Raw genomic sequence first — 26,398 nt, forward strand, 5'->3', positions numbered from 1 at the left:
ATTAATAATTTAAAATATAGTTATTAAATAAAATTAATTTAATATACTAAAAAAATTTAATTCTTTTAATTAAAATGTATAAATTAAAAAAATTTACGAAAATAGATATTTTTATCTTGATTTTTTTGGAATAATTATTTATAATGATTTGGTATGTGAATTATATTCACTCAAAATAACTCTGTTCATATTTTAAGTGTTCAGGGCAAAAGGAGATATAAAATGAAACAAGGAATACACCCAGATTATCGTAAAGTTGTATTTATGGATACAACAAGTGGTTTCAAATTTTTAAGCGGGTCAACTAAACCAGCTAAAGAAACAATTGTGTGGGAAGATGGTAATGAATATCCATTACTAAAAGTGGAAATTAGTTCAGACACTCATCCATTTTACACAGGACGTCAAAGATTTGCTCAGGCAGATGGACGTATCGAACGTTTCAACAAAAAATACGGAATCAAGTAAAAATTCTAAAAACAGACAACTGCAAAGATTGTCTGTTTTTATTCTATATTATTAAAAAAATGGAGAATGTATGTTTGAATATAGAAAAACGGGTTGGATAGAATGTATTTGTGGAAGTATGTTTTCTGGTAAATCAGAAGAATTAATACGCAGAATAAAAAGAGGAGTAATTGCCAAGCAAAAAGTTTTACTATTTAAACCTGAAATTGATAATAGATATAGTAAAGATAAAATATCGACACACAATGGAAATAGTTACGAATCAATTTCTATAAAGTCGTCATCGAAAATTTATGATTATGTAAAAAATAAAAATTATGATATTATAGGAGTTGATGAAGTGCAATTCTTTGATAAAGATATATTAAAAGTTATAAATGATTTAGCAAATAACGGGGTAAGAGTTATAGTCGCTGGTCTGGATATGGATTTTAAGGCTGAACCATTTTATCCTATGCCAGATATAATGGCTGTTAGTGAAATAGTTACGAAATTACATGCAGTATGTAGCAAGTGTGGGAGTGAAGCAAGTCTTAGTCAAAGATTAATAGATGGAACACCAGCAAAATATAATGACCCTGTTGTTGTAATTGGAGCTAGTGAATCTTATGAAGCTAGATGTAGACATTGTCATGAAATAAAAAGAGATTAATAGGAGATAGACATGGAAATACTAGGTCAACTTGAAATAGTGGAAGAACGCTATGAAAAATTAAATGAATTGTTAAGTGATCCAGATGTAGTGAGCGATACTAAAAAATTAATGGAATTTTCTAAAGAACAACGCTCTATTGAAAAAACAGTAATAGTTTTTAGAGAATATAAAAAAATAGTTCAACAAATTGCAGAAACAAAAGAACTTTTAGAGATAGAAGATGATAAAGAAATGAAAGAAATGATGCAAGAAGAACTAAAAGAATTAGAACCAAAACTTTCACCTATGGAAGAAGAATTAAAAATATTATTGTTACCAAAAGACCCAAATGACAGCAAAAATGTTGTTGTTGAAGTTCGTGGTGCCGCTGGTGGAGATGAGGCTGCATTATTCGCAGGAGATTTGTTAAGAATGTATACTAGATATGCAGAATCTCAAGGTTGGAAAGTTGAAATTTTAGAAAGAACTGAAATTGGAATAGGTGGAGTTAAAGAAGCTACTTTCCTTGTGTCGGGAGAAGAAGTTTATTCTAAAATGAAATTTGAAAGTGGGGCACACAGGGTACAACGTGTACCGACAACAGAATCTAGTGGACGTATTCATACATCTACCGCAACAGTAGTAGTATTACCTGAAGTTGAAGAAATAGAAGTAGATATTAATGAAAATGATATCCGTGTAGATACATTTGCATCTTCTGGTGCAGGAGGACAATCAGTAAATACAACAATGTCAGCAGTCAGATTAACACACATACCTACTGGAGTTGTAGTTTCTATGCAAGATGAACGTTCACAAATAAAAAATAAAGAAAAGGCAATGAAAATTTTACGAGCTAGAGTTTATGATAAATTCCAACAAGAAGAACAAGAAAAATTTGATGCTGAAAGAAAATCAAAAGTAGGTACTGGAGACCGTTCAGAAAGAATAAGAACTTATAATTATCCTCAAAACAGGGTTACTGACCACAGAATAGGTCTTACTATTCAAAAGTTAGATCAAATTATGGAAGGAAAACTTGATGAAATAATGGAATCTTTAAGAATAGCTGAACAAACTGAAAAAATGGCAGAATTAAATAAAGGCGATGAATTATAATGAAAAGAAAACAAGCTTTAGAAAAAGCTTGTTTTCTTTTAAGAGAACAGGCAAAAGAAGAAAGTCTAGCTAGATTTTTATTGATGTATTTACTTGATGAAGATGTTAGAAAATTTAATAATAATATAAATTTAGAATTAGAAAAAAAATTAGAAGAAAAATATTTTAATTTAATAAATGAGCATATATTAACAGATAAACCCTTAAGTCATTTAGTAGGTTTTGATTATTTTTTTGATAGAAAATTTATAGTAAATAAATTTGTTCTTTCTCCAAGAATGGAAACAGAAGAGTTAGTTTATACCGTAATAAATTATATAAGAAAGAATGAAAATAATAACATTAAAATATTAGATTTATGTACAGGTTCTGGAATAATAGGAATAAGTTTAGCTAAAGAAATACCGAGTTTATTAGTAACAGCTTCTGATATAAGTTGTGATGCTTTGTCAGTTGCAAAAGAAAATGCAAAAAATCTAAAAGCTCATATAGATTTTATACAGTCTGATATTTTTGAAAATATAGAAGATAAATTTGATATTATTGTTTCTAATCCGCCTTATATTTCTTATTCGGAAAAAGATAGTATAGAAAATAATGTTATAAACTACGACCCTCATATAGCCTTGTTTGCTGATGAAGATGGTTTATATTTTTATAGAAAAATATTAGAGCAAGCAGAAAATTATTTAACTAAAGAGGGTTTAATATTTTTTGAAATTGGATTTAATCAAAAAAATAAAATTATAGATTTAGCGAAAAAAAATAATTTTGATGCTGAAATTTTAAAAGATTTAAATGGTAGGGCTAGAATAGCCATAGTTATAAGAATAAAAAAATAAAAGTATTGCAATTTATTGCAATACTTTTATTTTAAACTTTTAAGAAAATCTTGATATAATTTTAAAATTTTTTCATTTTTATTTGATATATTAGGTTCATAAAATCTTTTATTAATTAAATTATTAGGAAGATATTGTTGTTTTATATAATTATTAGGATAGTTATGAGGATATTTATAACCAAGACCTGCACCTAGTTTTTCTGCTCCGCTATAATGATTATCTTTTAAATGATTTGGTATTTCAAATTTAGGATTGTTTTTAATTTCTGTTAGTGCTTTGTCTATTGCCACCATAGCACTATTCGATTTTTGTGATAAAGCAAGTTGAATTACTATATTAGCAAGTGGTATTCTTGCTTCTGGCAAGCCTAATGATTTTGAAGATTCTATTGCTGCATGAACGAATGAACCAATATTAGGATTAGCTAAACCAATATCTTCATAAGCTATAACATATAATCTTCTGCATAAAGTTTCCAAATCTCCACTATCAATTAGCAGTGCTAAATAATAAAGGGCAGCATCAACATCACTACCTCTAATTGATTTTTGTAAGGCACTTATAGCATTATAAAAATAATCTCCATCTTTGTCATAAGATTTAAAATTTCCCAAGGATAAGTATAAAAATTTTTCCTTACTTATAACTTCATTTTCTTCAGAAATATTATATATTATTTCTAAGGTATTAATAGCAAATCTTAAATCTCCATAAGAATTTTGTGATATTATTTTATAGACTTCATCATCTATATTAATATTTTTATTAAAAATTTCAATGTTATTACTTATTGTTCTTAAATAAGTATATATTTCTTTTTTCTCAATTTGTTTTAATTCAAATATTTTTAATCTTGACCTAATAGCAGGTGCTACACTGTGATATGGATTTTGTGTTGTACAGCCTATAACAAATATATTTTCATATTCTATTTCTGGTAATAGTATATCTTGAAGAGGCTTTGTTAAACGGTGAAATTCATCTAATAATAAAATAATTTTTTTAAATCTTTTGGATTCTTCTATAACATCTGTTAAATCTTTTTTAGAACAATTTACAGCATTTAAAATTTTAAATTTAAAATTTAATTCGTTAGCTAAGGCTGAAGCTATTGTTGTTTTTCCTATTCCTGGTTGCCCGTATAATATAAAAGAAAACATATTATTTGTTTGGATAATTTTAGTTAATATTTTACCATCACCGATTAGATGTTTTTGTCCGACAACTTCACTTATAGTTTTTGGACGTAGTTTATTTATTAAATTTCTCATAGTTATCCTTTCTAAATAAAGTGAAAAAATAAATAAAATATGCTATAATGTAATGATATTATAAGTACTGAATAATGTAAATAATAATTAATAAAATAGTTATTATTTTTAAATTTTAAAATTTCTATTGAAGGAGATTTGGAATGATAAATAAATTATCTTGGAAAATAGGTGGCGAACAAGGCGAAGGTCTTGAGAGTACGGCTGAAATTTTTTCTACTGTAATAAATAGTTTGGGATATAATATGTATTCTACAAGAAATTTTTCGAGTAGAATTAAGGGTGGGCATAGCACCAGTAAAATTTGTATTAATGAAATTAAAAAACAATCTATTGAATATAAAACTGATATTTTATTAGCTTTTGACCAAGCTACACTAGAAAATTATATAGATGAATTACATGATAATAGTATTATTATAGTTGATGATAATATAAAACCAATAATTCCTGAAAATATTTTTTGTAGAGTTGCTGTATTTCCAATCACAAAATTAGCTAAAGAAATATCAAGTCCTATAATTAAAAATTTAATTACTTTAGGAATATGTTCAAAGCTATTAAATATAGAAACAAATCTTTTTTTAGAAATGATTGAAAATAAATTTTCTAGCAAGGGACAAGATGTAGTAGAAAGTAATATTAAAGCCTTTGAAGTAGGTCGTGAAATAATGACTGAATACGTGGAAAAAAATAATATTACTGATGAATATTATTTGAAAGTTTTACATAAAAAAGAAAAAAATAATATGTGGTTAATAGGTAATCATGCTGCAGCTATAGGTGCTTTGGCTGCTGGGTGCAGAGTTTACGCAGGTTATCCAATTACTCCTGCAACAGAAGTTATGGAATATATGTTTGAAAATTTAAGTAAATTTGGCGGAGCCTATATTCAAACAGAAGATGAGCTTGCGGCACTTGGTGTAGTCTTGGGAGCAGGTTATGCAGGAGCTAGAGCTATGACAGCAACATCTGGTCCAGGTATGGCATTGATGACAGAATTTTTAGGTTTAGCCACAATAAGTGAACAGCCTGTCGTTATATATGACGCTCAAAGGGGCGGACCTGCAACTGGATTACCAACAAAAATTGAACAATCAGATATTTTCCATTCTGTTTATGGTGGTGCAGGTGATGCTTCAAGAATAGTTTTGGCTCCAACAAGTGTTGAAGATAGTTTTAATATAATGATAGAAGCTTTTAACTTAGCAGAAGTTTATCAAAGCCCAGTAGTTGTTTTATCTGATTTACAACTTTCTATGAATAAAGAAACGGTTAAATATTTTAATTTTTCTAATGTAGAAATTAATAGGGGTAAATTGCTGACAGAAGAAGAAATAGCTGAACTAGAAAATACAGTTTATTTCAAACGTTATGATTTAGAAGACTTAGTTTCTAATAGGGCAATTCCAGGACAAATAGGAGGTATTCACAATGCAAATAGTTCGGAACATTCAGAATATGGGTTACCTTCTGAAAATCCAATAATACGTCAAAAACAAACAGAAAAAAGAATGAAAAAAGTAGCTTTGGCATTTGCTAAAGAACCTTTTGTATATAAAAATTATGATAATGAAAATAATATTTTGTTAATTGGTATTAATTCTGTTTGTGGCACAATAGATGAAGTATCAAGCCTCCTTAAAGAAAAAAATATTTCTGTTGACACATTACACATAAGACAAATTTTTCCTGTTTCTAGCAAAATAGAAGATATAATAAATAAATATAAAAATGTATATGTAGTAGAGCATAATTATAATGCTCAATTAAAAACAATTTTAGAAGCTAATTTAGATTTAGCAAAAAAATTAAATAGCATAAGAAAATATAATGGAGATATTTTTTATTGTCATGAAATTATAGAAGAAATTACTAGGGAGGAAAATAGATGGTTACATTAAAAAATTATAGAAATGATGTTAAACCTGATTGGTGTCCAGGCTGTGGAGATTTTTCTGTCCTTGCTGGTATAAATAAGGCAGTAGTAGGTTTAGGAATAGAACCACATAATTTGGTAATTTCTGCTGGTATAGGTTGCTCAGGGAAAATTAGTGGTTACACTAGAGCTTATGGAGTACAAGGATTACATGGAAGGTCTCTGCCTGTGGCACAAGGAATAAAGTTAGCAAATAAAGATTTGACAGTTGTTGCTATGGGAGGTGATGGAGATGGTTATGCTATCGGCTTAAATCACGCTATTCATGCAATGCGTAGGAATATCAACATTACTTATGTAGTTATGGATAATCAACTTTATGCTTTGACAAAATCTCAGGCTTCTCCAAGGTCTGATTTAGGTTTTGTAACAACAACTACCTTAGACGGTTCATTAGATACCCCTATATCTCCTATGAAAATTGCTCTTTCAGCTGATGTGACTTTCGTAGCCCAAGCATTTACTGGTAATATGAAACAACTAGTAAATATTTTAGAGCAAGCTATCGCTCATGAGGGCTTTTCTCTTGTTAATGTATTTAGTCCTTGCCATACTTATAATTATAAGAATACTCCTAAGTGGTTTAAAGAAAATTTAACAGAATTAGATAGTCTTGAAAATTATGATTATACTAATAAGTATGAAGCATACAGAATTTTAGATGAGTATAATGATTTAGTTACAGGTATAATATATAAAAACGATAATAAAAAAGCTTTCGAACAAAATTTAAGTGAAAATGAAGGATTTAAATCCATATCAAAACAAGATATATCTTTTGACGAGAAAATTTTTACTATCTTGTGTGATGAATTTAGATAAAGGAGATGTTTGTTATGAGTAAGTTAAAAAAAATAGCTTTATTATGTGCTTTAGGTTTATGTACTTATCCAGTATATAAAAAAATAAATAATTTGAAAAAAGAAGATGATTATATAATAGAATGTAAAAAAACTATATTAGAAATGGGCTATGAAATAAGAGATAGTTGGTGTTTTAATTTACCTGAAAACAACTACTTAGAATTTTCGTTTACGGATTACAAAAATAAAAATTATACAGTAGTTTTCAATAAATTAGAAAATAAAATAATTTCAATAAAAGAAGTATAAAAAATTAAGGGGAAACATGGAGAATTCAATAAAAATTTTTAAAGAATTAACAGATTTAGATGCAACATCAGGATTTGAAAGTGAAGTAGCAAATTATTTAATTGAAAATTTAAGTCCTTATGTTGACAGGATAGAAAGAGATAATTTAGGCGGAGTATACGCATATAAAGATTCAAAAAATCCTAAGTCAAAAACAGTTTTAATTGCTGCCCATATGGATGAAGTAGGATTTATGATAACAAAAATATTATCTAATGGGTTTTTAAAATTTGAACCTTTAGGTGGTTTTAGAGAAGATGTATTACTTTCACAAAAATTCACTATAACTAATTATCACGGAGAAAAATTTGTAGGAGTTATTCCGTCTATACCTAAACATTTTGTAGGAGGAAGTCAGCAATCAGTAAAAATTAGTGAAATGACATTAGACATAGGTGCAAGTTCTGAAAATGAAGTTAGGGAATGGGGTATTAATGAGGGAGCATTCGCTACACCTAGAACAGAATTTGAACGCTTATCACAATATCGTTTAATGGCAAAAGCATTTGATAATAGATACGGTTGTGTCATGATAGTAGACTTATTAAAAGAATTAAATAATATTGAATTAGACTTTAATTTAGTAGTCTGTGCTACTGTTCAAGAAGAAGTAGGTTTGCGTGGAGCAAAAATTGCTGCTAATAAAGTTCAACCAGATTTATGTTTAGTTGTTGACTGTAGTCCTGCAAATGATATGGACGGCAACAAAAATTCAAACGGGAGACTAGGAGAAGGATTTTTAGTAAGACTTATGGATAGAACTATGGTATTAAGAGCTAACCTTAGAGAAAAAATAGTTAGTTTAGCTAAAGACAATAATATAAAATATCAGTATTTTACATCTCCTGGTGGAACAGATGGTGGAGAAATACATAAATCACTTTTAGGTATTCCAACAGCTGTGATAGGAATATGTGGTAGATATATTCATACACCCAATTCAATAATTGATATTAGAGATTACTTATCAGCTAAAGAAATAATAAAAAAAGTTTTAACGTCTGTTGATGAAAAATTCATTTCTGAAATTCGCTTGTAAGTAATATAAAAACAGGATAATTTTAAAAATTATCCTGTTAAAATTATTTTTAATAATCAATATATTCTTCGTTTTCTTCATCTTCAGCTAATTCTTTGTAGATAGTATTATTTATCTTTAAAATAATACCAAATAATATAGAATTAGCTATAAGTGAACTTCCTCCGTAGCTTATAAAGGGTAAGCTAACACCGATAACAGGTATTAATCCTGTTGATGAATATGTGTTTATTATGAATTGAAAACTGAAACTAAAGACAGTTAGTAAAATAAAATAGTAACTAAAATTGCCGTGTTGACATTTTTTAGAAATTCTTATTATTTTGTATAAAAATATAAAATATATAAAAATAAAAATTGTAGCACCTGCAAAACCATAAATTTTAGCAATTACAGAAAAAATGAAATCATTAAATTGCTCGTCTATATAGTTGATATTTTTTGAAAAACTACCATAAAGACCAGCAGTAGACATTTCATTAAGAACTTGAGTTATTTGATATGAAAAATTATAGGTAAAATCTTCTGGTCTTAACCATGACAATAATCTTTTTAATTGATATGGTTTTATTCCTATATTACTTAAAAAAGTAGGAAAATAAATTGCAAGCAATATTATTGAAGCTATAAATCCTAAAATGCTGCTATATATAATAAATAGTGTTTTACTTCTACTGCAAACTAAAAAGACTAGTGCTAAAAATAAAAATATAAAGTATAATCCATTACCTAAATCATTTTCTTTAATGATAAGAATTAATGGAATAGATATTATAATACCTAGTTCAAGTAGTTTGGCAATATCAGAAATTTTTTTAAAATGTTCTTGTATTATTAAGTAACTTAAAATAGCAAGTGTTGATATTTTTGCAAATTCAGACGGTTGAATGGTTAATATTTCGAAGTTAAACCAAGCCTTTGCTCCATTTATTGTAGGAGCTATTGATTCAGGTGCAAATATTAATAAAACAAGAATAACTGTTGTAAATAGATAAAATAAAATACTCATTTTCTCGTATGTTGATATAGAAATTTTTTGTATAAGATATATTAAGAAGAAACTTACAATATAAAATACAAGTTGTTTTAAAAATAAGGTTGGAGTTTTTTCATTAATATATTCAGCAAAAAATATTGAACTTATGCTTATAAAGGATAGTAAAAAATAAAGTATTAATAAAGAGATATTACTTTTTTCTAAAATAAACTTTTTCAAATTTTCAACTCCTTTTTTGCAATAATTATACAATAGAGTAAATTTTAATTCAATAAAAGATAATGGAATACAGATAATAAAGAGGTGATTTTTTTGAAATATACTCCCATGATTGAACAATATCTAAAAATTAAAGAAAATTATAAGGATACTTTTTTATTTTATAGACTAGGTGATTTCTATGAAATGTTTTTTGATGATGCAATAGAAGCATCAAAAATTTTAGAGATAACTTTGACTGGAAGAGATGCAGGAGTAGAATCTAAAATACCTATGTGTGGTGTCCCATTTCACTCTGCTTCTAACTATATTGATGTTTTAGTTAATAATGGTCATAAGGTAGCTATATGTGAACAAGTTTCACAAGCAGGACAAGGCAAAATTGTTGAAAGAAAAGTTGTTCAAGTTATAACACCTGGGACATACATGAACTATAAAAATTTAGATGAAAATAATTATATAGGTTGTGTTTATTTTTTTGATAATAAATATTATTTAGTCTTTATAGATATTATGACTGGGGATAGTAGGGGCACAGTATTAAATAATATTGATGATTTACTTGATGAAATATTAAAAAATAATATAAAAGAAATTTTAAATATTAATATAGAAAATTTGACTTTAAGAAATTTATATATAACTAGAATAAATTTAGATAAAGATTTACATTTTAGTAAAACAGAACTTATTTCTGATAATTATTTAAAAATTTCTGCTAATAACTTGCTAAAATATATAGAAGAAACCCAAAATATGAATGTAGACAACATAAAAGATTTTGAAGTATACTTTAAAAATAACTACGTTTATATGACTAATTATTCTATAAAAAATTTAGAAGTTACAAGAAATATGGCAAACGGTTCTAAAAAAGGTTCTCTTTTAAGCGTTATTGATAGAACAAAAACAGCTACGGGAGCTAGAAAAATAAAAAAATGGCTAGAAAATCCCTTAATTAATTTAGAAGAAATTATAAATCGCCAAAATATTATTACAGATTTTATTGAAAATTATTTTGAAAGAATGGAAATTCAAAACTTTTTAAAAAAAGTTTATGATTTAGAAAGAATAGCGACAAAAATTTCTTATAATATTGTTTCGCCTAAAGACCTAGTTAATTTGAAAACTACCTTAGAAAAAATACCAGAGATAAAAAATATTCTTTCTAGTATTAAATCTGATAATATAACAAGATTAAATAATAAAATTTTTGAACTAGATAACTTAAAAGAATACTTACAAAAAGCAATAAGTGATAATGCTGGTCAAACAGTAAAGAGTGGTAATGTAATAAAAGAAGGTTTTAATGTAGAATTAGATAATTATAGAAACGCTCAAGAAAATTGTAATAATATGCTTATAGAAATAGAAACTAGAGAGAAAGAGCGTACAGAAATAAAAAATTTAAAAATTAAATACAATAAAATTTTCGGTTATTTTATAGAAATATCTAATGCAAATTTAAAAAATATTGATATAGAAAGTTTGGGTTATATTAGAAAACAAACACTTTCTAATTGTGAAAGATATATATCAGAAGAACTTAAAAAGGTTGAAGATTACATATTAAATTCAAATTCTAAAATTGAAGATTTAGAATTAGCATTATTTCAAGATATAAAAACAAGGACAAGAGATTATATCCAAGATTTACAAAAACTTGCAGATAGACTTAGCGATTTAGATGTATATATTTCTCTTGCCAATGTTTCAGAAGAATTTTCTTATGTGAAGCCTATTTTTAATAGTGATAGAAGTATAAATATAGTTAATGGTAGACATCCTATAGTAGAAAGAATGGTAGGAGATTTATCTTATATTAGCAATGATTGTGTTTTTGATACTAAAGATAATGTTTTATTAATTACAGGTCCGAATATGTCTGGTAAGTCAACATATATGAGGCAATTAGCATTAATAGTAATTCTTGCACAAATAGGTTCTTATGTTCCATGTAGTAGTGCAAATATACCAATATTTGATAAAATATTTACAAGAATTGGGGCATCTGATGACTTAGCTGGTGGAAAATCAACTTTTATGGTTGAAATGATGGAAGCTAAAAATGCCTTGCTTGAATCAACTGACAAATCCTTATTAATATTTGATGAAATAGGTAGAGGAACATCAACATACGACGGTATTGCACTAGCACAATCTATCTTAGAATATATTAATAATAATATAAAGTGTAAAACTTTATTTTCAACTCATTATCATGAATTGACGAAATTAGGAAAAGAGGTAGCAGGAATTAAAAATATTCACGTTTCAGCTAAAGAAGATAAGGGAGAACTCATATTTTTATACAAGGTGATACCAGGAGCAATAGAAAAAAGTTACGGGATTCATGTTGCTAAATTAGCTGATTTGCCAGAAGAAATTATAGATAAAGCAAATGTAATATTAACAAACTTAGAAAAAGATAACGAAGATATTAATACTTCTAAGATAAATGAAAATATTTCTAATGAATACAAGATGTTATCATTTGATTTAGATGATAATAATGAAAAATATCAGTATATCGAAAAAATATTAAAAGAATTAGATTTGTTTAACACAACGCCATTAGCCGCATTACAAGTGTTAAATGATTTGAAAAATAAATTAATTGAATAAATAGGAATAGAAGGGAGGTAAATAATGAGCAAAATAAATATTTTATCAGCTGAACTTTCCAATAAAATATCAGCAGGAGAAGTTGTTGAAAGACCTGCCTCAGTTGTCAAAGAATTACTAGAAAATTCTATTGATGCTGGGAGTACAAACATAAAAATTATAATAAAAGAATTTGGAATAGAAGAAATAAGAATTATTGATAACGGTAGTGGCATTAGTAATAATGACATGGAAAAAGCATTTATGCGGCATGCAACAAGTAAAATACGTACAGATTATGATTTATTCCACATAGAAACTTTGGGTTTTAGGGGAGAAGCATTAGCAAGTATTGCCTCTGTTAGTAATATTGATATAAAAAGTTGTGCTTCTGATGAACAAGGTAAGCGTCTTATACTAGAAGGTGGTAAAATTGTAAAAACAGAATATTATGCCCTTATACAAGGAACAGATATTAGCGTGAAAAATTTATTTTATAATACTCCAGCTAGATTAAAATATTTACGTAATTCTTATACAGAACAAGCAAATATAATGAATGTAGTTAATAAGCTAGCTCTATCTTATCCTAATATAGCTTTTGAAGTAATAGTTGATGATAAAATATTGTTAAAAACATACGGAGATAATAATATTCATAAAATTATTTCTAAAATATATAGTCTTACTGTTGCAAAAAATATGCTTAAATTTAAGGCAACAAGTGATGACTATAAAATAGATGGCTATGTGTCAAAACCAGAGGAAACTAGGGCGAATAAAAATTATATAAATATTTTTATTAATGGTAGATATATTAAAAATTATGCTATTCAAAATGCTATAACAGATGCCTACGGAACATTTTTGATGAAAAACAGGTTTCCTATTGCAGTTATAAATATAAATATGAATCCTATTCTCTTAGATGTTAATGTTCACCCAACAAAACAAGAGATTAGACTTTCAAAAGAATATGAATTAATTTCACTAATAAAAGATGCTATATCAGAAAGATTATCAGAAAACACCTATATACCAGATGGAATTAATAATGTTTTGCGTAATAAAAGTAAAGATTATTCTAAGCAACTAGATTTTTCAAATGATTTGGATAAAGAATTTGTTGCCAAAGATAGTCCTTATTTAGATTCAATAATTAATAATATTTCTTACAATCAAAGGATAAGTGATAAAAATGTAGAAATAAATACAGAAGATAAATTTGATAATTTTACAGACCAATCTTATAAAAATTATAATATTAATTTTGAAGAAAATACTCTAAAGGTAGAAGAAAAAATTGAGGACAGATATTTAAGCAATATTGAGGAAAAAAATTCTAAATATACTAAAATAAATTTACCTCAATTATCAGTTTTAGTACAAATATTTAAAACTTATATATTGGCACAAGCTGGAGAGAATTTGTATTTAATAGACCAGCACGCAGCACAGGAACGTTACAATTTTGAGAAATTTCAAAAAATATTTTCAGAATCAAAAAATATTTCCAAACAATTATTAATACCTATAACTTTTAATTTTTCAGTCGAAGAAGTGGCAAATATAAAAAATATATCTGAAAAATTAAATAGCTTAGGTCTTGTTATTGAAGAATTTGGTAATAATTCTTATATAGTTAGAGAATATCCGACTTGGATAGAAAATGACGCAGAGCATATCATAAGAAGTATTATTGACAAAGTCTCTTCTGATAAAAATATTGATATATTAAAACTTAGACATGATGCCATAGCAATGGCTAGTTGTAAAGCTTCTATAAAAGCTAATCAATATTTAACACATTTAGAAATGGAAAAAGTAATTTCAGATTTATATTCTTGTAAAAATCCATTTACTTGTCCTCATGGCAGACCGATAATAAGTAAACTTACAAAAAAAGATTTAGAAAAAATGTTTAAAAGAATAGTTTAATAATATAAGTAGGAAGAAAAGATGAATATACCAGTTATAGCTATTGTTGGAGCAACATCAGTTGGAAAAACAAATCTTAGTATAGAACTAGCAAAAAAATTTAATTGTGAAATAATTTCTGTGGATAGCGTTCAAATATATAGAGATTTCAATATAGGTTCGGCAAAAATAAAAGAAGAAGAAATGCAAGGAATAAAACATCATTTGATAGATGAATTAGACCCAATAGAAAATTTATCTGTATATGAATTTCAAAATCTAGCTAGAAGAAAAATTGAAGAAGTTTACTCAAGGGGGAAAATACCTCTTTTAGTTGGTGGTACCGGATATTATATGAATGCTATTTTATATAATTATGAATTTTCAAATTATAATAAAGATTTTAATATTGATAATATATCCCTAGAAGAGATGTTACAATATCTAAAAGAAAATTTTTTAGAAACCTACGAAAAAATTGATAAAAAAAATATGCGTCGAATAGTTAATGCTTATAAATATGCTATTTACGAAAGTAAATCATTGATAGAAAATAATAAGGGAACAGAAATTTATTATAGGTACAATCCTCATATCATAGTTTTAAATAGAGAAAGAGAAATTATCTACAATAGAATAAATGTTAGAGTAAATATTATGTTAAAAGAAGGACTTGTAGAAGAAGTAAAATCTATTATAAATAAATATGGCAATAAACTTCAAGCACTTAATTCTATTGGCTACAAAGAAGTAGTTAATTACTTAAATAATAATCAAAATCTTGAATTTCTTGAAGAAGATATAGCAAAAAACTCAAGAAGATTTGCCAAACGTCAAATAACTTGGTTTAGAAATAAAATGCCAGATACACATTGGTATAATATAGATAATATCGAAGAAATAGAAAGTATTTATCCTGATGTAGAAAATTTTTTAATGGTAAAAAATAATGAAAATAATTAATATAATAAAATTTAAAAAAAAATATAAACTTGACTTTGATAGTAGAGAACCCATATTTATCTCTGAAAATACTTTATTGAATAATAATTTAATAAAGAAAGGTGAAATATCAGAAGAAAAATTATTAAATATTTTATCAGACGAAAAAAACGAACAAGCCTTTTCTAAAGGTCTAAATTATTTAAGTTATGGTTTACGTACAGAGCAGGAAATTGAAAATTATCTTATTAAAAATAATTTTTTAGGAAATCAAATACAATACGCTATTGAAAAATTAAAGAAATTAGATTATATTAATGATATAAAATTTACAGACTTATATACTAAAGATAGTGTTACTATAAAGAAAAAAGGGCCTAGCTATATAAAAAGAAAATTGCTAGAAAAAGGAATAAAAGAATCTTATATAGATAGTTCTATTTTAAAAATTTGTACTTATGAAATCCAATGCGATAATATTTATTCAATTATAAAAAAAGAATATCTTAAAAATTCAGAATCAAAAAATAAAAAAATTCAAAAAATAACAAATAAACTTTATTCAAATGGCTATAATTTTGATATAATAAATTCTGTCTTTAAAATTTTTTTTGAAGATAATATTGAAGAAAATAATGATGAAATTATAATAAAAAAATATTATGATAAAGCATATACAAAATTTAGTAAAAATTATGAAGACAAGTATATTTTAAAACAAAAAATACTTGAGAAGTTGTTAAGAGATGGTTTTTCTTATAATGATATTAAAGACTATTTTTCAAAAATTGGAATTTAAAGGATTAAATTGATGGATAAAAGAAAAGAAAGACAAAAAAGAATAAGAAATTTTTCTATTATAGCCCATATCGACCATGGCAAGTCAACGCTGGCAGATAGAATTTTAGAAAAAACTAAAGCTATAGAGTCTAGAGAAATGAAAGCTCAACTTTTAGATTCTATGGATATAGAAAGAGAAAGAGGTATAACAATAAAATTGAATGCAGTTCAATTAAAATATACTTCAAAAAACAATGAGGAATACATACTACATTTAATAGATACACCAGGACATGTAGATTTTACCTATGAAGTATCTCGTTCTTTGGCTGCTTGTGAAGGAGCTATCTTAGTTGTTGACGCGGCACAAGGCATAGAAGCACAAACTTTGGCTAATGTTTATTTAGCACTTGATAATAATTTAGAAATTATTCCAATTATTAATAAAATTGATTTACCTGCCGCTAATCCAGAAAAAGTAAAAAAAGAAATAGAAGATGTAATAGGTTTACCAACAGACGATATAGTTCTAGCTTCTGCTAAAGCAGGTATTGGTATCGAAGAAATTTTGGAGCAAATTGTAGAATATATACCGGAGCCTACGGGAGATTCTAACGCTCCTCTACAAGCCTTAATATTTGATTCTGTTTACGATCCGTATAGAGGAGTTATAGTATCAGTAAGAATAAAAAACGGTACTGTTAAAGCAGGTGATAAAATTAAAATGATGGCAACAGGTGGAGTTTTTGATGTTACAGAAGTAGGGATACACACACCTAAAGAAAAAATTATTGATGAACTTACAGTAGGAGATGTTGGTTTTATCTGTGCATCTATAAAAAATGTTAGTGAAACTCGAGTAGGAGATACTATAACGTTATTAAAAAATCCAGCTAACCAAGCCTTACCTGGTTATAGAAAATTAAATTCTATGGTTTATTGTGGTTTATATCCGATTGATTCAGCTAAGTATAATGATTTAAGAGAAGCTTTAGAAAAATTAGAATTAAATGATTCTGCCTTGCAGTATGATGCTGAAACTTCTCAAGCCCTAGGGTTTGGTTTTAGATGTGGATTTTTGGGAATGTTGCATATGGAAATAATCCAAGAGCGTATAGAAAGAGAGTTTAATATAGATATTATTGCTACTGCTCCTTCTGTTGTTTATAAGGTTGAATTAACTGACGGAAGTGAAATTGATGTTTCCAATCCTTCAGAAATGCCCGACCCACAAAAAATAAATCAAATAAAAGAGCCTTATGTAAAATCTAGTATTATGGCACCTAATGATTATGTTGGCTCAGTAATGGAACTGTGCCAGAAAAAAAGAGGGACTTTTATAAATATGGATTACATTGACGCAACAAGGGTAAATATTATCTACGATATGCCTTTATCAGAAATTGTATTTGATTTCTTTGACCAGTTAAAATCTAATACTAAGGGGTACGCATCTTTCGATTATGAAATGACCGGTTATAAAACAAGTAATTTGGTAAAAATGGATATACTATTGAATGGGGAACAAGTTGACGCACTAAGTTTTATAGTGCATAGAGAATTTGCATATAATAGAGGAAAAGTTATAGTTGAAAAACTTAAAAAATTAATTCCGAAACAACAATTTGAAATACCAATTCAAGCAGCAATAGGTAATAAAATTATATCTCGTGAAACTATAAAAGCTATGAGAAAAAATGTACTGGCAAAATGTTATGGTGGAGATATTAGCAGGAAAAGAAAATTATTAGAGAAACAGAAAAAAGGAAAAGAACGCATGAAAGCAGTAGGAAGTGTAGAAGTTCCTCAAGATGCATTTATGTCAGTTTTAAAAATGGACGATGAATAAAATAATAAAAAATAAAAAGGGAATATATATACATATTCCCTTTTGTAAATATATATGCTCTTATTGTGATTTTAATAAATTTTATATTCAACATCAACCAGTTGATGAATATATAAAATATTTAATAAAAGAAATTCAAAATATAAAAGATAAGAATGAAATAGAAACAGTATACATTGGAGGAGGCACACCAAGTGCTCTTAATGATGGTCAGTTAGTTTTGTTATTAAATGCGGTTAGTCAAGTAGTAGATATAAATCAATTAAGAGAATTTTCTTTTGAAGCTAACCCAGAAGATTTAACACTAGATAAAGTGAATATCTTAAAAAAATTTGGAATTAACAGAGTGAGTATGGGAGTTCAAACCTTAAATGATGAATTACTAAAAGTAATTGGCAGAGGTCATAAAGAAAGTGATGTAGAAAATGCAATCTTAAATTTAAAATTAGTTGGCATAAAAAATATAAATGTTGATTTGATGTTTTCTTTACCCAATCAAACAATGGAAGACTTGTATTTAACTATGAAAAAAATAATTTCTTATGATATACCTCATATTTCTTGTTATTCATTAATTCTTGAACAAAGAACTAAGTTGTATAATCAAGTGAAAAATAAACACGTTATATTACCAACTAACGAAGTAGAAGAAAAAATGTATTCAGCTGTTATCGACTACTTAACAAACAATGGCTTCACTCAATATGAAGTTAGTAATTTTTCGAAAAAAGGTTACGAGAGTATTCATAATACAAATTATTGGAAAAATTTTGAATATTACGGATTCGGTGCTGGGGCTCATGGCTATATAGATGGAGTTAGATATTCTAATCATGGTCCTGTTAAGTTTTATATTGATAGTATGAAAAAAAATGGTCATGCTCGTAAAGAGATAACGCAAGTTTCAAAAAAAGAAAAAATAGAAGAAGAATTTTTTTTAGGACTAAGATTGCTTAGTGGAATTAATTTATTAGAAATTGATAAAAAATATAATATTAATTCCAGAGAAATATATATGAATAGTATTGAGAGTAACATAAGTAAAAATTTTTTATCGCTAGAAAATAATATAATTAAGCTAACTTATAAGGGTTTATTTTATGGAAATGATGTTTTTTCAGATTTTATAATTATTTCAGAAAATGAGTAACGAAAGTTACTCATTTTTTATATGATAATCTTTATTATTATTGTATTTTCAAACAATACATAGTATAATATGTTAGTGAATTTATAGACTAATCTAGCATTAAAATAAAAATTATTTGATAAGTTAAATAAAATTAATTGAAATTGAAAGGTAAATATAATGTTTGAAAATAAAAAAATATATAAAACTACATTAGCTGGTAAAGAATTAATAGTAGAAATTGGAGAATTGGCAAGACAGGCAAATGCTTCTGTTTTAATAAGATATGGAGATACGGTTGTATTGACAACAGCAGTAGCATCAAAAGAAGCAAAAGATGTAGATTTTTTCCCGTTAACTGTTAATTATGAAGAAAAAATGTATTCTGTTGGGAAAATCCCAGGAGGTTTTTTACGAAGAGAAGGACGTGCAGGAACGGAAGCAACTTTAGCGGCACGTTTAATAGATAGACCAATTAGACCACTTTTTGAAGATGGATTTAGAAATGAGGTACAGGTAGTTTCAACAGTTCTTTCAGTAGAATATGATTGTGATCCAGTTATGGCAGCTATGTTGGGAAGTTCTTTATCTTTATCTATATCAAATATACCATTTAAATCTTCGATAGCTGGAGTTACAGTTGGATATATTGATGGTCAGTATATTATAAATCCAACTGTTGACGAATTAGAAAAATCATTAATAGATTTAAAAGTAGCAGGTACTAAATATGCTATAAATATGGTTGAAGCTGGTTCTAAAGAAGTATCAGAAGAAGTTATGTTAAATGCCATAATATTTGGTCATGAAGAAATAAAAAGACTAATATCATTTCAAGAAGAAATTGTATCAGAAATTGGACAAAAAAAAATGGAGGTAACTCTAAAAGTTCTTGATGAAGAAATATACAATGAAGTTTATAATAAAGTAATTGAAAAAATGAAATTTGCAATTTCTATAAAAGATAAACAAAGTAGAGATGAGGCTATTTCTCTAGTTAAAAATGAAGTGATTGAATATTATGAAACATTAGAACTAGAAGATTTAGAAAAAACTATAAAAGAAGTCAAAGACTCTTTAGATAAAATTATAAAAAATGAAGTTAGACGAGAAATAACTGAAGATAAAGTTCGTCCTGATGGTCGTGAACTAACAGAAATTCGTCCACTGTCATCAAGAATAGATATTTTACCGAGAACGCATGGATCAGCAATATTTACTAGAGGTCAAACACAATCATTAGGAGTTGTAACTTTAGGTAATATTTCAGACGAACAAATAATTGATGATTTAACACAAGAAGAAAATAAAAGATTTATGTTACACTATAACTTCCCATCGTTTTCTGTTGGAGAAATAGGGTTTAGTAGAGCACCTGGTAGACGAGAAATAGGTCATGGGGCATTAGGAGAAAGAGCATTAGAACAAGTAATCCCTTCTAAAGAAGAATTTCCTTATACTATACGTGTAGTATCAGAAATTTTAGAATCTAATGGCTCAAGTTCTCAAGCAACTATTTGTTCAGGTTCAATGGCTCTTATGGCTGCAGGAGTACCTATAAAATCGCAAGTGGCAGGTATTGCTATGGGACTTATTAAAAAAGATGAAAATTATACTATTTTAACTGATATACAAGGTATGGAAGACCACTTAGGAGATATGGATTTTAAAGTAGCAGGAACTGAAAATGGAATTACCGCTCTTCAAATGGATATAAAAATTGATGGTCTTAGTGAACAAATATTAAAAGAATCTTTAGAACAGGCTCGTATAGGAAGATTAGAAATTTTAAACCACATGAATAGTATCATATCTTCTCCTCGTTTGGAAGTTTCAGAGTATGCACCAAAAATTAAAATTATTAAAATTAAACCTGATAAAATTAAAGATGTTATCGGTTCTGGTGGAAAAACTATCAATGAAATTATTGATAAGACTGGCGTAAAAATTGATATTGAGCAAAATGGAGATGTATTCATTTCTTCACAAAATATTTCAGATATAAATCATGCTGTTGAAATAATAGAAAACATTGTTAGGGAAGCAGAAGTAGGCGAAGTATATTTAGCTACTGTTAGAAGAATTGAAAAATTTGGAGCGTTTGTTGAATTATTCCCAGGTACAGATGCATTAGTACACATTTCAAAACTTTCTGATAAACGTGTAGAAAAAGTAGAGAATGTTGTAAAAATAGGAGATACCATTAAAGTAAAAGTAACTAAAATAGATGAAAAAGGAAGAGTTGATGCAACTTCTAACTTTGAGTAAAAGAGGTTATTTATGCAATTATTTTCAAACAAAAGAAAAGGCATATATGTTTATTTTAAACATGTTAGAGATATAAATAAATTAGAAAAATATGGCAATGTAATAACATATTCAAAAAAAAATAGATATATTTATTTTTATTTAGATGAAAATAAGGCAAATAAAGTTGTTGCTGAACTTAAAGAAAAAAAGTTTGTAAAAAAAATAATTTTCTCTGAATTGGCAGAACTAAATATTGATTTTCACAAATAAATGTATATAGAGGAATTATGAGAGTAATATCAGGAAAATATAAATCTATTAAATTAAACAGCCTAGAAGGAATGACTACAAGACCTACAACTTGTAAGGTAAAGGAAAGTTTATTTAATATGATTGACTGCTACAACATGAAAATTTTAGATTTATTTGCTGGTAGTGGTGGTTTAGGAATAGAAGCAATAAGTAGAGGTGCTAGGCACACAACATTTATAGATGGTAGTTCTTTGGCAATAAAAATTATTAATAGTAACATAAAAAAATGTAATGTTGATAATGAGTTATTCAATGTTTTTAAAAATGATTACCTAAGGTCTTTAAAAATATTTTCAAAAAAAAATGAAAAATTTGATATTATATTCTTAGATCCACCCTACAAAAAAAAGTTAATTGATTCTGCATTAGAAAATATAGTAAATTTGAATTTATGTAAGGATTTTTGTCTTATTGTATGTGAATATAGTTCAGAAGAAAAAATTAATTTTGATAGTAAAAAATTATCAGTTTATAAAGAAAAAAAATATGGAAAAATAAATATTACAATTTTTGAATATAGGGAGAATTAAAGTGAAAAAGAAAATAGCAATAATTCCAGGAAGTTTTGACCCTATCACTAATGGGCATTTAGATATTATAAAAAGAAGTAGCAAAATATTTGATGAAATAATAATAGCTATATTGGTTAATCCTGACAAAAATTATTTATTTACAAGAGAAGAAAGAGTAGATATGATAGAAAATATTGTATCTAATTTGCCTGAAATGAAAAATGTTAGGGTTGATAGTTTTTCTGGATTGTTGGTAAATTATGCAAAAAAAGTAAATTCTAATGTTATAGTTAGGGGACTAAGGGCAGTTTCAGACTTTGAATATGAAATGCAACTTACATCAATGAATAAAACATTAGATGAAAATATAGAAACATTTTATATGATGACAAATACAAAATATTCTTTTATTAGTTCTAGTATAGTAAAAGGGGTTTCAGGATTTGGTGCGGATTTGACAAAATTTGTTCCTAAATTAGTTGCAGAAAAATTAGAACAAAAATTGAAAGAGGAATAGAAGTGAAAAAAATATTATTTACTGGTGGTGGAACCATAGGGCATGTCGCTGTAAATGTAGCCCTAATAGCAGAATTTAGAAAATTTGGATACAATATTTCATACATAGGTAGTAAGAGTGGTATAGAAAAAGAAATGATAGAGAGTATTTCTGATGTAAGATATTATGAAATAAGTTCAGGAAAGTTAAGAAGATATTTTTCTATTAAAAATTTTACAGACCCCTTTAGAGTTCTAAAAGGAATAATTGAATCTATAATAATTATGAAAAAAGAAAAGCCGAATTTTGTATTTTCAAAAGGTGGCTTTGTAAGTGTTCCAGTATGTATAGCAGCAAAAATTTTAAAAATACCGTCATTACTACATGAATCTGATTTAAGTCCAGGACTTGCAAATAAGATAAATATAAAATTTTGCAAACATATATTTACAACTTTTGAAGAAACTATAAATTACTTACCAAAGGAAAAATCAAGTTTAATAGGTGTTATAGTTAGAGATGATATATATACTGGTGAAGCTGAAAAAGCATATAAATTTACTGGCTTAAATAAGGCAAAACCTATAATTTTGGTTATGGGAGGGTCTTTAGGCTCTAAAATCATTAATGAATATATATGGAATAACTTATCAAAATTATTGGAGAAATACCAAATAATCCACTTGGTAGGAAAAGATTTATATAATAAAAATGCTAAAGGTAATGGATATGTTCAATATGAATTTTTAAATAAAGAACTTTTTGATATTTTTCAAATTGTAGATTTTTCAATATCAAGGGCAGGTGCAAATTCAATTTATGAATTTTTAGCTCTAAATATTCCATCTATTTTAATTCCCTTAGGAAAAAATCAAAGTCGTGGCGACCAAATAGAAAATGCAAGTTTTTTTGAAAAAAATAATTTTGCAAAAGTTATAAACGAAAATGATTTACCTAACTTAGATACAAAATACTTTGATGATTTTTCATCTAACATACCAACTATTAAAAACAATATGATAAATTATAAGAAAGAAAAAGATATTATAAATACTTCTAAGAAATTTTATAATAAAATACTTGATATATTGGAGGATTAGAAGTGAAGAATATAAAAATTTTAACTTATGCCAAAATAATATTTTTTATTTTATTAATGGCTATTGCAATAATATATCCTAAAAATTTATTTGATTTTATTTTAACGGATATGATTACATCTATTTTTAAAAACAGTATTTTTTTAACGCTAGCAAAATTCATTTCACATTTACTTCATGATAAGATTTTACTTTTACTAATGGGAATTTTAGGTATATTTTTATTTTTTATAAAAGAATACAAGAAATCTATATTTATTTTAGGGAGTGCATTTTTTTCTGCTAGCATAACTTTAATTTTAAAGCATATTATTGGTAGAGTTAGACCACTACCAGATGTTTTTTCTGGTGGAAGTTTTCCTAGTGGGCATTCTGTTGTAGTTGTAGTTTTCTTTATGGCTTTAATATTTGTTATTAACAAAAAAAATCTATTGAAAAAACTTTTTACTGTATCAATTATATTAATAGGATTTTCAAGGTTAGTTCTTGGGGCTCATTATTTTACAGACGTTTTGGCTGGTATGCTTTTGGGAAGTATATTTATAGATTTAATGAAAGAATATTATCTTAAACTTTATACAATTTTTTCAAATATAACGGGGTTAGAAGATGAATAAAAATAAGGATTATGTATATGCTTTGATTTTAGTATTCATACACTTTTCTTTATGGTATTATTTTGCATACATAAGATATTATGGTGTTGAAGTTAAAGATTATAAGTATATCTTAGGAATACCAGAATGGTTTTTTTATAGTTCAGTTGTAACAAGTATTTTTGTAATATTACTACTAATTTTATTTTGTAGAAAAATATTTAGTGAAGATATTTCTGAGGATTTAAAATAATATGAATAACGTAAATAATATTAAAGTAATTTTATTGTTTTCTGTAATATTTTTAACTATAATACTTCTTCCGCTTATTTTAAATAAATTAAATATTAATAAAAATAATGGAACTTTTTTTGAAAAATATTATTTAGCAGATAGAAAAGTTAGTGGTGTAATTCTTGCAATCACCCTTATGTCTACTTATGGTTCTGCTTCTACGTTTTTATCAGGTCCTGGTGTAGCCTATAAATTAGGTCTTGGTTGGGTTTTATTAGCGGTTATTCAAGTTACTGCTGGCTACTTTGTATTGCTGGTATTGGCAAGAAGATTTCAAAAAATTGCTAAGAAAATCAATGCAATTACAATAACTGATTATTTAAAATATAGATATAATTCAAATTTATTGGCTTATATTGCAACTTTTGCAATGATAATATTTATTTTAGCAGCCATGTCAGGTCAATGGATAGGAGGAGCTAAGTTAATATCTGCTCTTTTTGGTGTTGAATATAAATTTGCTATTATAATAGTTTCAGTAATTATATTGTTTTGTGTAGTTTTTGGTGGTCTTAAAAATATTTTAATAACGGACATGATACAAGGTTTAATAATGATTTTTGCGACGATAATATTATTTATTTCTGTTTTACGTTATGGTGGGGGAATAGAAAATATAATGAATAACTTATATGCACAAAATCCAAATTTATTAACTCCTTACGGTTCAAACGGAAGTTTAACAGCCATGTATGTAACATCTTTTTGGGTTTTAGTTGGTATTGGTTTAGTAGGTATTCCACATATCGCTATTAATTCTATGCTTTATAAAAATGAAAAAAGTTTAAAACAATCTATAATAATAGGAACAATAGTAATATTTATAGTAATGTTTGGAGTTCATTTTATTGGAGTTATAACAAGAGGTTTATTTTCAGATATTACAGATTATGATTCATTAATACCCATTGTTTCAATTAAAATATTACCTTGGTATTTAACAGCCATAGTATTATCATCACCAATGGCGGCAATAATTACTACTGTAAATGCACAGTTTTTATTAATATCATCTAATTTAACAAAAGATATTATTTTAAATATAAGAGGGATAAAAGATAAAATTTCGGAAAAAAATATACCGATATTAGTTTATTCTGTAAATATAATAATTTTAATACTGGCTGTAATTTTAAGTATTAATCCTTCTGCTATTATAGTAGAAATTAATTTATTTGCTTTTGGAGGTCTAGAAGCAACTTTTTTATGGCCGATAGTTTTAGGTTTATATTGGAAAAAAGCAGAAAAATTTGGAGCTTTAAGTTCAATATTTTTAGGTTTATCAAGTTATATCATATTTAAAAGATTTTATAAAATAACTTTTATTGAACCAGTAGTTATATCTTTAGCAATATCTTTGATAGCATTTTTAATAGTATCAATTTTATCAAATATAAATAAAAATAAAAATTTAATTTAGGAGAAAATTATGAAAAAAGTAAGAGTAACAAATACAAATGCAGAAAAATTTACTGTAAGCAATGTTTTAACAGTAGGAAAAGAATATGAAGTAGTTAATGAAACGGGAGAATATATTTTTGTTAAAGATAATACAGAAGAAATAGCAGGATTTTATAAAGATTATTTTGAAGAAATAAAATAAAATTTAGGTATTATTAATGGAAAATTTTAATTTTAAAAATTATGTATTACTTATTATTGCGGTTATAATAATACCTGTATTATTATTTTTAATAACTACTTTAGCTAATACTATTTCTAAAAAAAACATTACAATAAATAATTTTTCAGAAGTGAAAATTGCTAATCAAGTCCCTGAAGAAGCAAAAAAAGAAAACAGCATTCCAGCTGCAAATTCTACAAATAAAAAAAGTTAAAAATATAAAACACAGTTTAATAATTTAAACTGTGTTTTTGTTATATCGTTGATATTTTGACTTTGTAATTTCTTTATAGTATAATTAGAAATATTT

26 protein-coding genes are annotated in these 26,398 nt (G+C 26.4%); 24 read left to right on the top strand and 2 right to left on the bottom strand.

Going from position 1 to position 26,398, the window contains the following annotated elements:
* The first annotated feature begins 222 nt into the window (after positions 1-222).
* From KMP12_RS01455 to prmC, 4 genes are all read left to right on the top strand, one after another.
* Positions 223-468: a type B 50S ribosomal protein L31 gene (locus tag KMP12_RS01455; protein WP_215755967.1), complete on the top strand. Its 246-nt coding sequence runs from the start codon at positions 223-225 to the stop codon at positions 466-468.
* Positions 469-538: 70 nt separating this feature from the next.
* Positions 539-1,120, top strand: a complete 582-nt coding sequence (locus KMP12_RS01460) for a thymidine kinase (RefSeq protein ID WP_215755968.1) — start codon at positions 539-541, stop codon at positions 1,118-1,120.
* Between the two features lie 12 nt (positions 1,121-1,132).
* Positions 1,133-2,221, top strand: coding sequence for a peptide chain release factor 1 (prfA, locus tag KMP12_RS01465; RefSeq protein WP_215755969.1), 1,089 nt, complete (start codon positions 1,133-1,135; stop codon positions 2,219-2,221).
* Positions 2,221-3,063, top strand: a complete 843-nt coding sequence (gene prmC / locus KMP12_RS01470) for a peptide chain release factor N(5)-glutamine methyltransferase (protein ID WP_215755970.1) — start codon at positions 2,221-2,223, stop codon at positions 3,061-3,063. Before prfA ends, prmC begins: the two co-directional genes overlap by 1 nt.
* A 26-nt stretch (positions 3,064-3,089) precedes the next feature.
* Here prmC and KMP12_RS01475 read toward each other — a convergent pair whose 3' ends face one another.
* Complete coding sequence (locus tag KMP12_RS01475) at positions 3,090-4,343, bottom strand: replication-associated recombination protein A (RefSeq protein WP_371821644.1); 1,254 nt, start codon at positions 4,341-4,343, stop codon at positions 3,090-3,092.
* A 137-nt stretch (positions 4,344-4,480) separates the two neighbouring features.
* Between KMP12_RS01475 and KMP12_RS01480 the strand changes: the two genes are divergently transcribed.
* The 4 genes from KMP12_RS01480 to KMP12_RS01495 are packed head-to-tail and all read left to right on the top strand — an operon-like array spanning position 4,481 to position 8,466.
* Entirely contained in the window at positions 4,481-6,241 is a 1,761-nt protein-coding gene (locus KMP12_RS01480) for a 2-oxoacid:acceptor oxidoreductase subunit alpha (RefSeq protein WP_215755972.1), read from the top strand.
* Positions 6,229-7,098: a 2-oxoacid:ferredoxin oxidoreductase subunit beta gene (locus tag KMP12_RS01485; protein ID WP_215755973.1), complete on the top strand. Its 870-nt coding sequence runs from the start codon at positions 6,229-6,231 to the stop codon at positions 7,096-7,098. The genes KMP12_RS01480 and KMP12_RS01485 overlap by 13 nt, the downstream gene beginning before the upstream one ends.
* 14 nt (positions 7,099-7,112) lie before the next feature.
* Positions 7,113-7,388, top strand: a complete 276-nt coding sequence (locus KMP12_RS01490; RefSeq protein ID WP_215755974.1) for a hypothetical protein — start codon at positions 7,113-7,115, stop codon at positions 7,386-7,388.
* Positions 7,389-7,404: 16 nt separating this feature from the next.
* A complete protein-coding gene (locus KMP12_RS01495) occupies positions 7,405-8,466 on the top strand; it encodes a M42 family metallopeptidase (protein ID WP_215755975.1) in 1,062 nt (353 codons plus the stop codon).
* 49 nt (positions 8,467-8,515) lie between these two features.
* Here the strand turns inward: KMP12_RS01495 and KMP12_RS01500 are convergent, their stop codons facing one another.
* Entirely contained in the window at positions 8,516-9,682 is a 1,167-nt protein-coding gene (locus KMP12_RS01500; RefSeq protein WP_215755976.1) for an FtsW/RodA/SpoVE family cell cycle protein, read from the bottom strand.
* Between the two features lie 93 nt (positions 9,683-9,775).
* Here KMP12_RS01500 and mutS point away from each other — a divergent pair, with 93 nt between their 5' ends.
* The 16 genes from mutS (at position 9,776) to KMP12_RS01580 (ending at position 26,302) form a co-directional block, all read left to right on the top strand.
* A complete protein-coding gene (gene mutS, locus KMP12_RS01505; RefSeq protein WP_215755977.1) occupies positions 9,776-12,307 on the top strand; it encodes a DNA mismatch repair protein MutS in 2,532 nt (843 codons plus the stop codon).
* Positions 12,308-12,331: 24 nt separating this feature from the next.
* On the top strand, positions 12,332-14,224 hold the full coding sequence (gene mutL, locus KMP12_RS01510) for a DNA mismatch repair endonuclease MutL (protein WP_215755978.1): 1,893 nt from the start codon (positions 12,332-12,334) through the stop codon (positions 14,222-14,224).
* 21 nt (positions 14,225-14,245) lie between these two features.
* Positions 14,246-15,166: a tRNA (adenosine(37)-N6)-dimethylallyltransferase MiaA gene (gene miaA / locus KMP12_RS01515; RefSeq protein ID WP_215755979.1), complete on the top strand. Its 921-nt coding sequence runs from the start codon at positions 14,246-14,248 to the stop codon at positions 15,164-15,166.
* Positions 15,153-15,944: a regulatory protein RecX gene (locus tag KMP12_RS01520; RefSeq protein WP_215755980.1), complete on the top strand. Its 792-nt coding sequence runs from the start codon at positions 15,153-15,155 to the stop codon at positions 15,942-15,944. The genes miaA and KMP12_RS01520 overlap by 14 nt, the downstream gene beginning before the upstream one ends.
* Positions 15,945-15,956: 12 nt before the next feature.
* Entirely contained in the window at positions 15,957-17,774 is a 1,818-nt protein-coding gene (gene lepA / locus KMP12_RS01525) for a translation elongation factor 4 (RefSeq protein ID WP_252344654.1), read from the top strand.
* Positions 17,767-18,924 (top strand): radical SAM family heme chaperone HemW, encoded by a 1,158-nt coding sequence (gene hemW, locus KMP12_RS01530; RefSeq protein WP_215755981.1) that lies wholly within the window; start codon positions 17,767-17,769, stop codon positions 18,922-18,924. Before lepA ends, hemW begins: the two co-directional genes overlap by 8 nt.
* Before the next feature lie 159 nt (positions 18,925-19,083).
* The gene (gene pnp, locus KMP12_RS01535) at positions 19,084-21,171 is read left to right on the top strand and encodes a polyribonucleotide nucleotidyltransferase (RefSeq protein ID WP_215755982.1); all 2,088 of its coding nucleotides are present in this window, start codon (positions 19,084-19,086) and stop codon (positions 21,169-21,171) included.
* Between the two features lie 12 nt (positions 21,172-21,183).
* Entirely contained in the window at positions 21,184-21,423 is a 240-nt protein-coding gene (locus KMP12_RS01540) for a DUF2129 domain-containing protein (protein WP_215755983.1), read from the top strand.
* 17 nt (positions 21,424-21,440) lie between these two features.
* Positions 21,441-21,995, top strand: coding sequence for a 16S rRNA (guanine(966)-N(2))-methyltransferase RsmD (rsmD, locus tag KMP12_RS01545; protein WP_215755984.1), 555 nt, complete (start codon positions 21,441-21,443; stop codon positions 21,993-21,995).
* A 1-nt stretch (position 21,996) separates the two neighbouring features.
* Entirely contained in the window at positions 21,997-22,494 is a 498-nt protein-coding gene (gene coaD, locus KMP12_RS01550; protein ID WP_215755985.1) for a pantetheine-phosphate adenylyltransferase, read from the top strand.
* Positions 22,495-22,496: 2 nt separating this feature from the next.
* Positions 22,497-23,573 carry an undecaprenyldiphospho-muramoylpentapeptide beta-N-acetylglucosaminyltransferase gene (locus tag KMP12_RS01555; RefSeq protein ID WP_215755986.1) on the top strand — a complete coding sequence of 359 codons (1,077 nt, stop codon included), beginning with the start codon at positions 22,497-22,499 and terminating at the stop codon, positions 23,571-23,573.
* Positions 23,574-23,575: 2 nt separating this feature from the next.
* Positions 23,576-24,190: a phosphatase PAP2 family protein gene (locus KMP12_RS01560; RefSeq protein WP_215755987.1), complete on the top strand. Its 615-nt coding sequence runs from the start codon at positions 23,576-23,578 to the stop codon at positions 24,188-24,190.
* Positions 24,183-24,422, top strand: coding sequence for a DUF997 family protein (locus KMP12_RS01565; protein WP_215755988.1), 240 nt, complete (start codon positions 24,183-24,185; stop codon positions 24,420-24,422). The genes KMP12_RS01560 and KMP12_RS01565 overlap by 8 nt, the downstream gene beginning before the upstream one ends.
* A 1-nt stretch (position 24,423) precedes the next feature.
* Positions 24,424-25,884 carry a sodium/pantothenate symporter gene (gene panF, locus KMP12_RS01570; RefSeq protein ID WP_215755989.1) on the top strand — a complete coding sequence of 487 codons (1,461 nt, stop codon included), beginning with the start codon at positions 24,424-24,426 and terminating at the stop codon, positions 25,882-25,884.
* A 9-nt stretch (positions 25,885-25,893) separates the two neighbouring features.
* Positions 25,894-26,067 carry a DUF6501 family protein gene (locus KMP12_RS01575; protein WP_215755990.1) on the top strand — a complete coding sequence of 58 codons (174 nt, stop codon included), beginning with the start codon at positions 25,894-25,896 and terminating at the stop codon, positions 26,065-26,067.
* 16 nt (positions 26,068-26,083) lie between these two features.
* A complete protein-coding gene (locus KMP12_RS01580; protein WP_215755991.1) occupies positions 26,084-26,302 on the top strand; it encodes a hypothetical protein in 219 nt (72 codons plus the stop codon).
* Positions 26,303-26,398: the final 96 nt, after the last annotated feature.

It is taken from the genome of Gemella sp. zg-1178 (assembly GCF_018790995.1).
Lineage (GTDB): Bacteria > Bacillota > Bacilli > Staphylococcales > Gemellaceae > Gemelliphila.

What these genes read in the sequence shown, in the direction of transcription:
- KMP12_RS01455 (WP_215755967.1), top strand. Translation starts at nt 223, where the DNA reads ATGAAACAAGGAATACACCCAGATTATCGTAAAGTTGTATTTATGGAT.
- KMP12_RS01460 (WP_215755968.1), top strand. Translation starts at nt 539, where the DNA reads ATGTTTGAATATAGAAAAACGGGTTGGATAGAATGTATTTGTGGAAGT.
- prfA (WP_215755969.1), top strand. Translation starts at nt 1,133, where the DNA reads ATGGAAATACTAGGTCAACTTGAAATAGTGGAAGAACGCTATGAAAAA.
- prmC (WP_215755970.1), top strand. Translation starts at nt 2,221, where the DNA reads ATGAAAAGAAAACAAGCTTTAGAAAAAGCTTGTTTTCTTTTAAGAGAA.
- KMP12_RS01480 (WP_215755972.1), top strand. Translation starts at nt 4,481, where the DNA reads ATGATAAATAAATTATCTTGGAAAATAGGTGGCGAACAAGGCGAAGGT.
- KMP12_RS01485 (WP_215755973.1), top strand. Translation starts at nt 6,229, where the DNA reads ATGGTTACATTAAAAAATTATAGAAATGATGTTAAACCTGATTGGTGT.
- KMP12_RS01490 (WP_215755974.1), top strand. Translation starts at nt 7,113, where the DNA reads ATGAGTAAGTTAAAAAAAATAGCTTTATTATGTGCTTTAGGTTTATGT.
- KMP12_RS01495 (WP_215755975.1), top strand. Translation starts at nt 7,405, where the DNA reads ATGGAGAATTCAATAAAAATTTTTAAAGAATTAACAGATTTAGATGCA.
- mutL (WP_215755978.1), top strand. Translation starts at nt 12,332, where the DNA reads ATGAGCAAAATAAATATTTTATCAGCTGAACTTTCCAATAAAATATCA.
- miaA (WP_215755979.1), top strand. Translation starts at nt 14,246, where the DNA reads ATGAATATACCAGTTATAGCTATTGTTGGAGCAACATCAGTTGGAAAA.
- KMP12_RS01520 (WP_215755980.1), top strand. Translation starts at nt 15,153, where the DNA reads ATGAAAATAATTAATATAATAAAATTTAAAAAAAAATATAAACTTGAC.
- lepA (WP_252344654.1), top strand. Translation starts at nt 15,957, where the DNA reads ATGGATAAAAGAAAAGAAAGACAAAAAAGAATAAGAAATTTTTCTATT.
- hemW (WP_215755981.1), top strand. Translation starts at nt 17,767, where the DNA reads ATGAATAAAATAATAAAAAATAAAAAGGGAATATATATACATATTCCC.
- pnp (WP_215755982.1), top strand. Translation starts at nt 19,084, where the DNA reads ATGTTTGAAAATAAAAAAATATATAAAACTACATTAGCTGGTAAAGAA.
- KMP12_RS01540 (WP_215755983.1), top strand. Translation starts at nt 21,184, where the DNA reads ATGCAATTATTTTCAAACAAAAGAAAAGGCATATATGTTTATTTTAAA.
- rsmD (WP_215755984.1), top strand. Translation starts at nt 21,441, where the DNA reads ATGAGAGTAATATCAGGAAAATATAAATCTATTAAATTAAACAGCCTA.
- KMP12_RS01565 (WP_215755988.1), top strand. Translation starts at nt 24,183, where the DNA reads ATGAATAAAAATAAGGATTATGTATATGCTTTGATTTTAGTATTCATA.
- panF (WP_215755989.1), top strand. Translation starts at nt 24,424, where the DNA reads ATGAATAACGTAAATAATATTAAAGTAATTTTATTGTTTTCTGTAATA.
- KMP12_RS01575 (WP_215755990.1), top strand. Translation starts at nt 25,894, where the DNA reads ATGAAAAAAGTAAGAGTAACAAATACAAATGCAGAAAAATTTACTGTA.
- KMP12_RS01580 (WP_215755991.1), top strand. Translation starts at nt 26,084, where the DNA reads ATGGAAAATTTTAATTTTAAAAATTATGTATTACTTATTATTGCGGTT.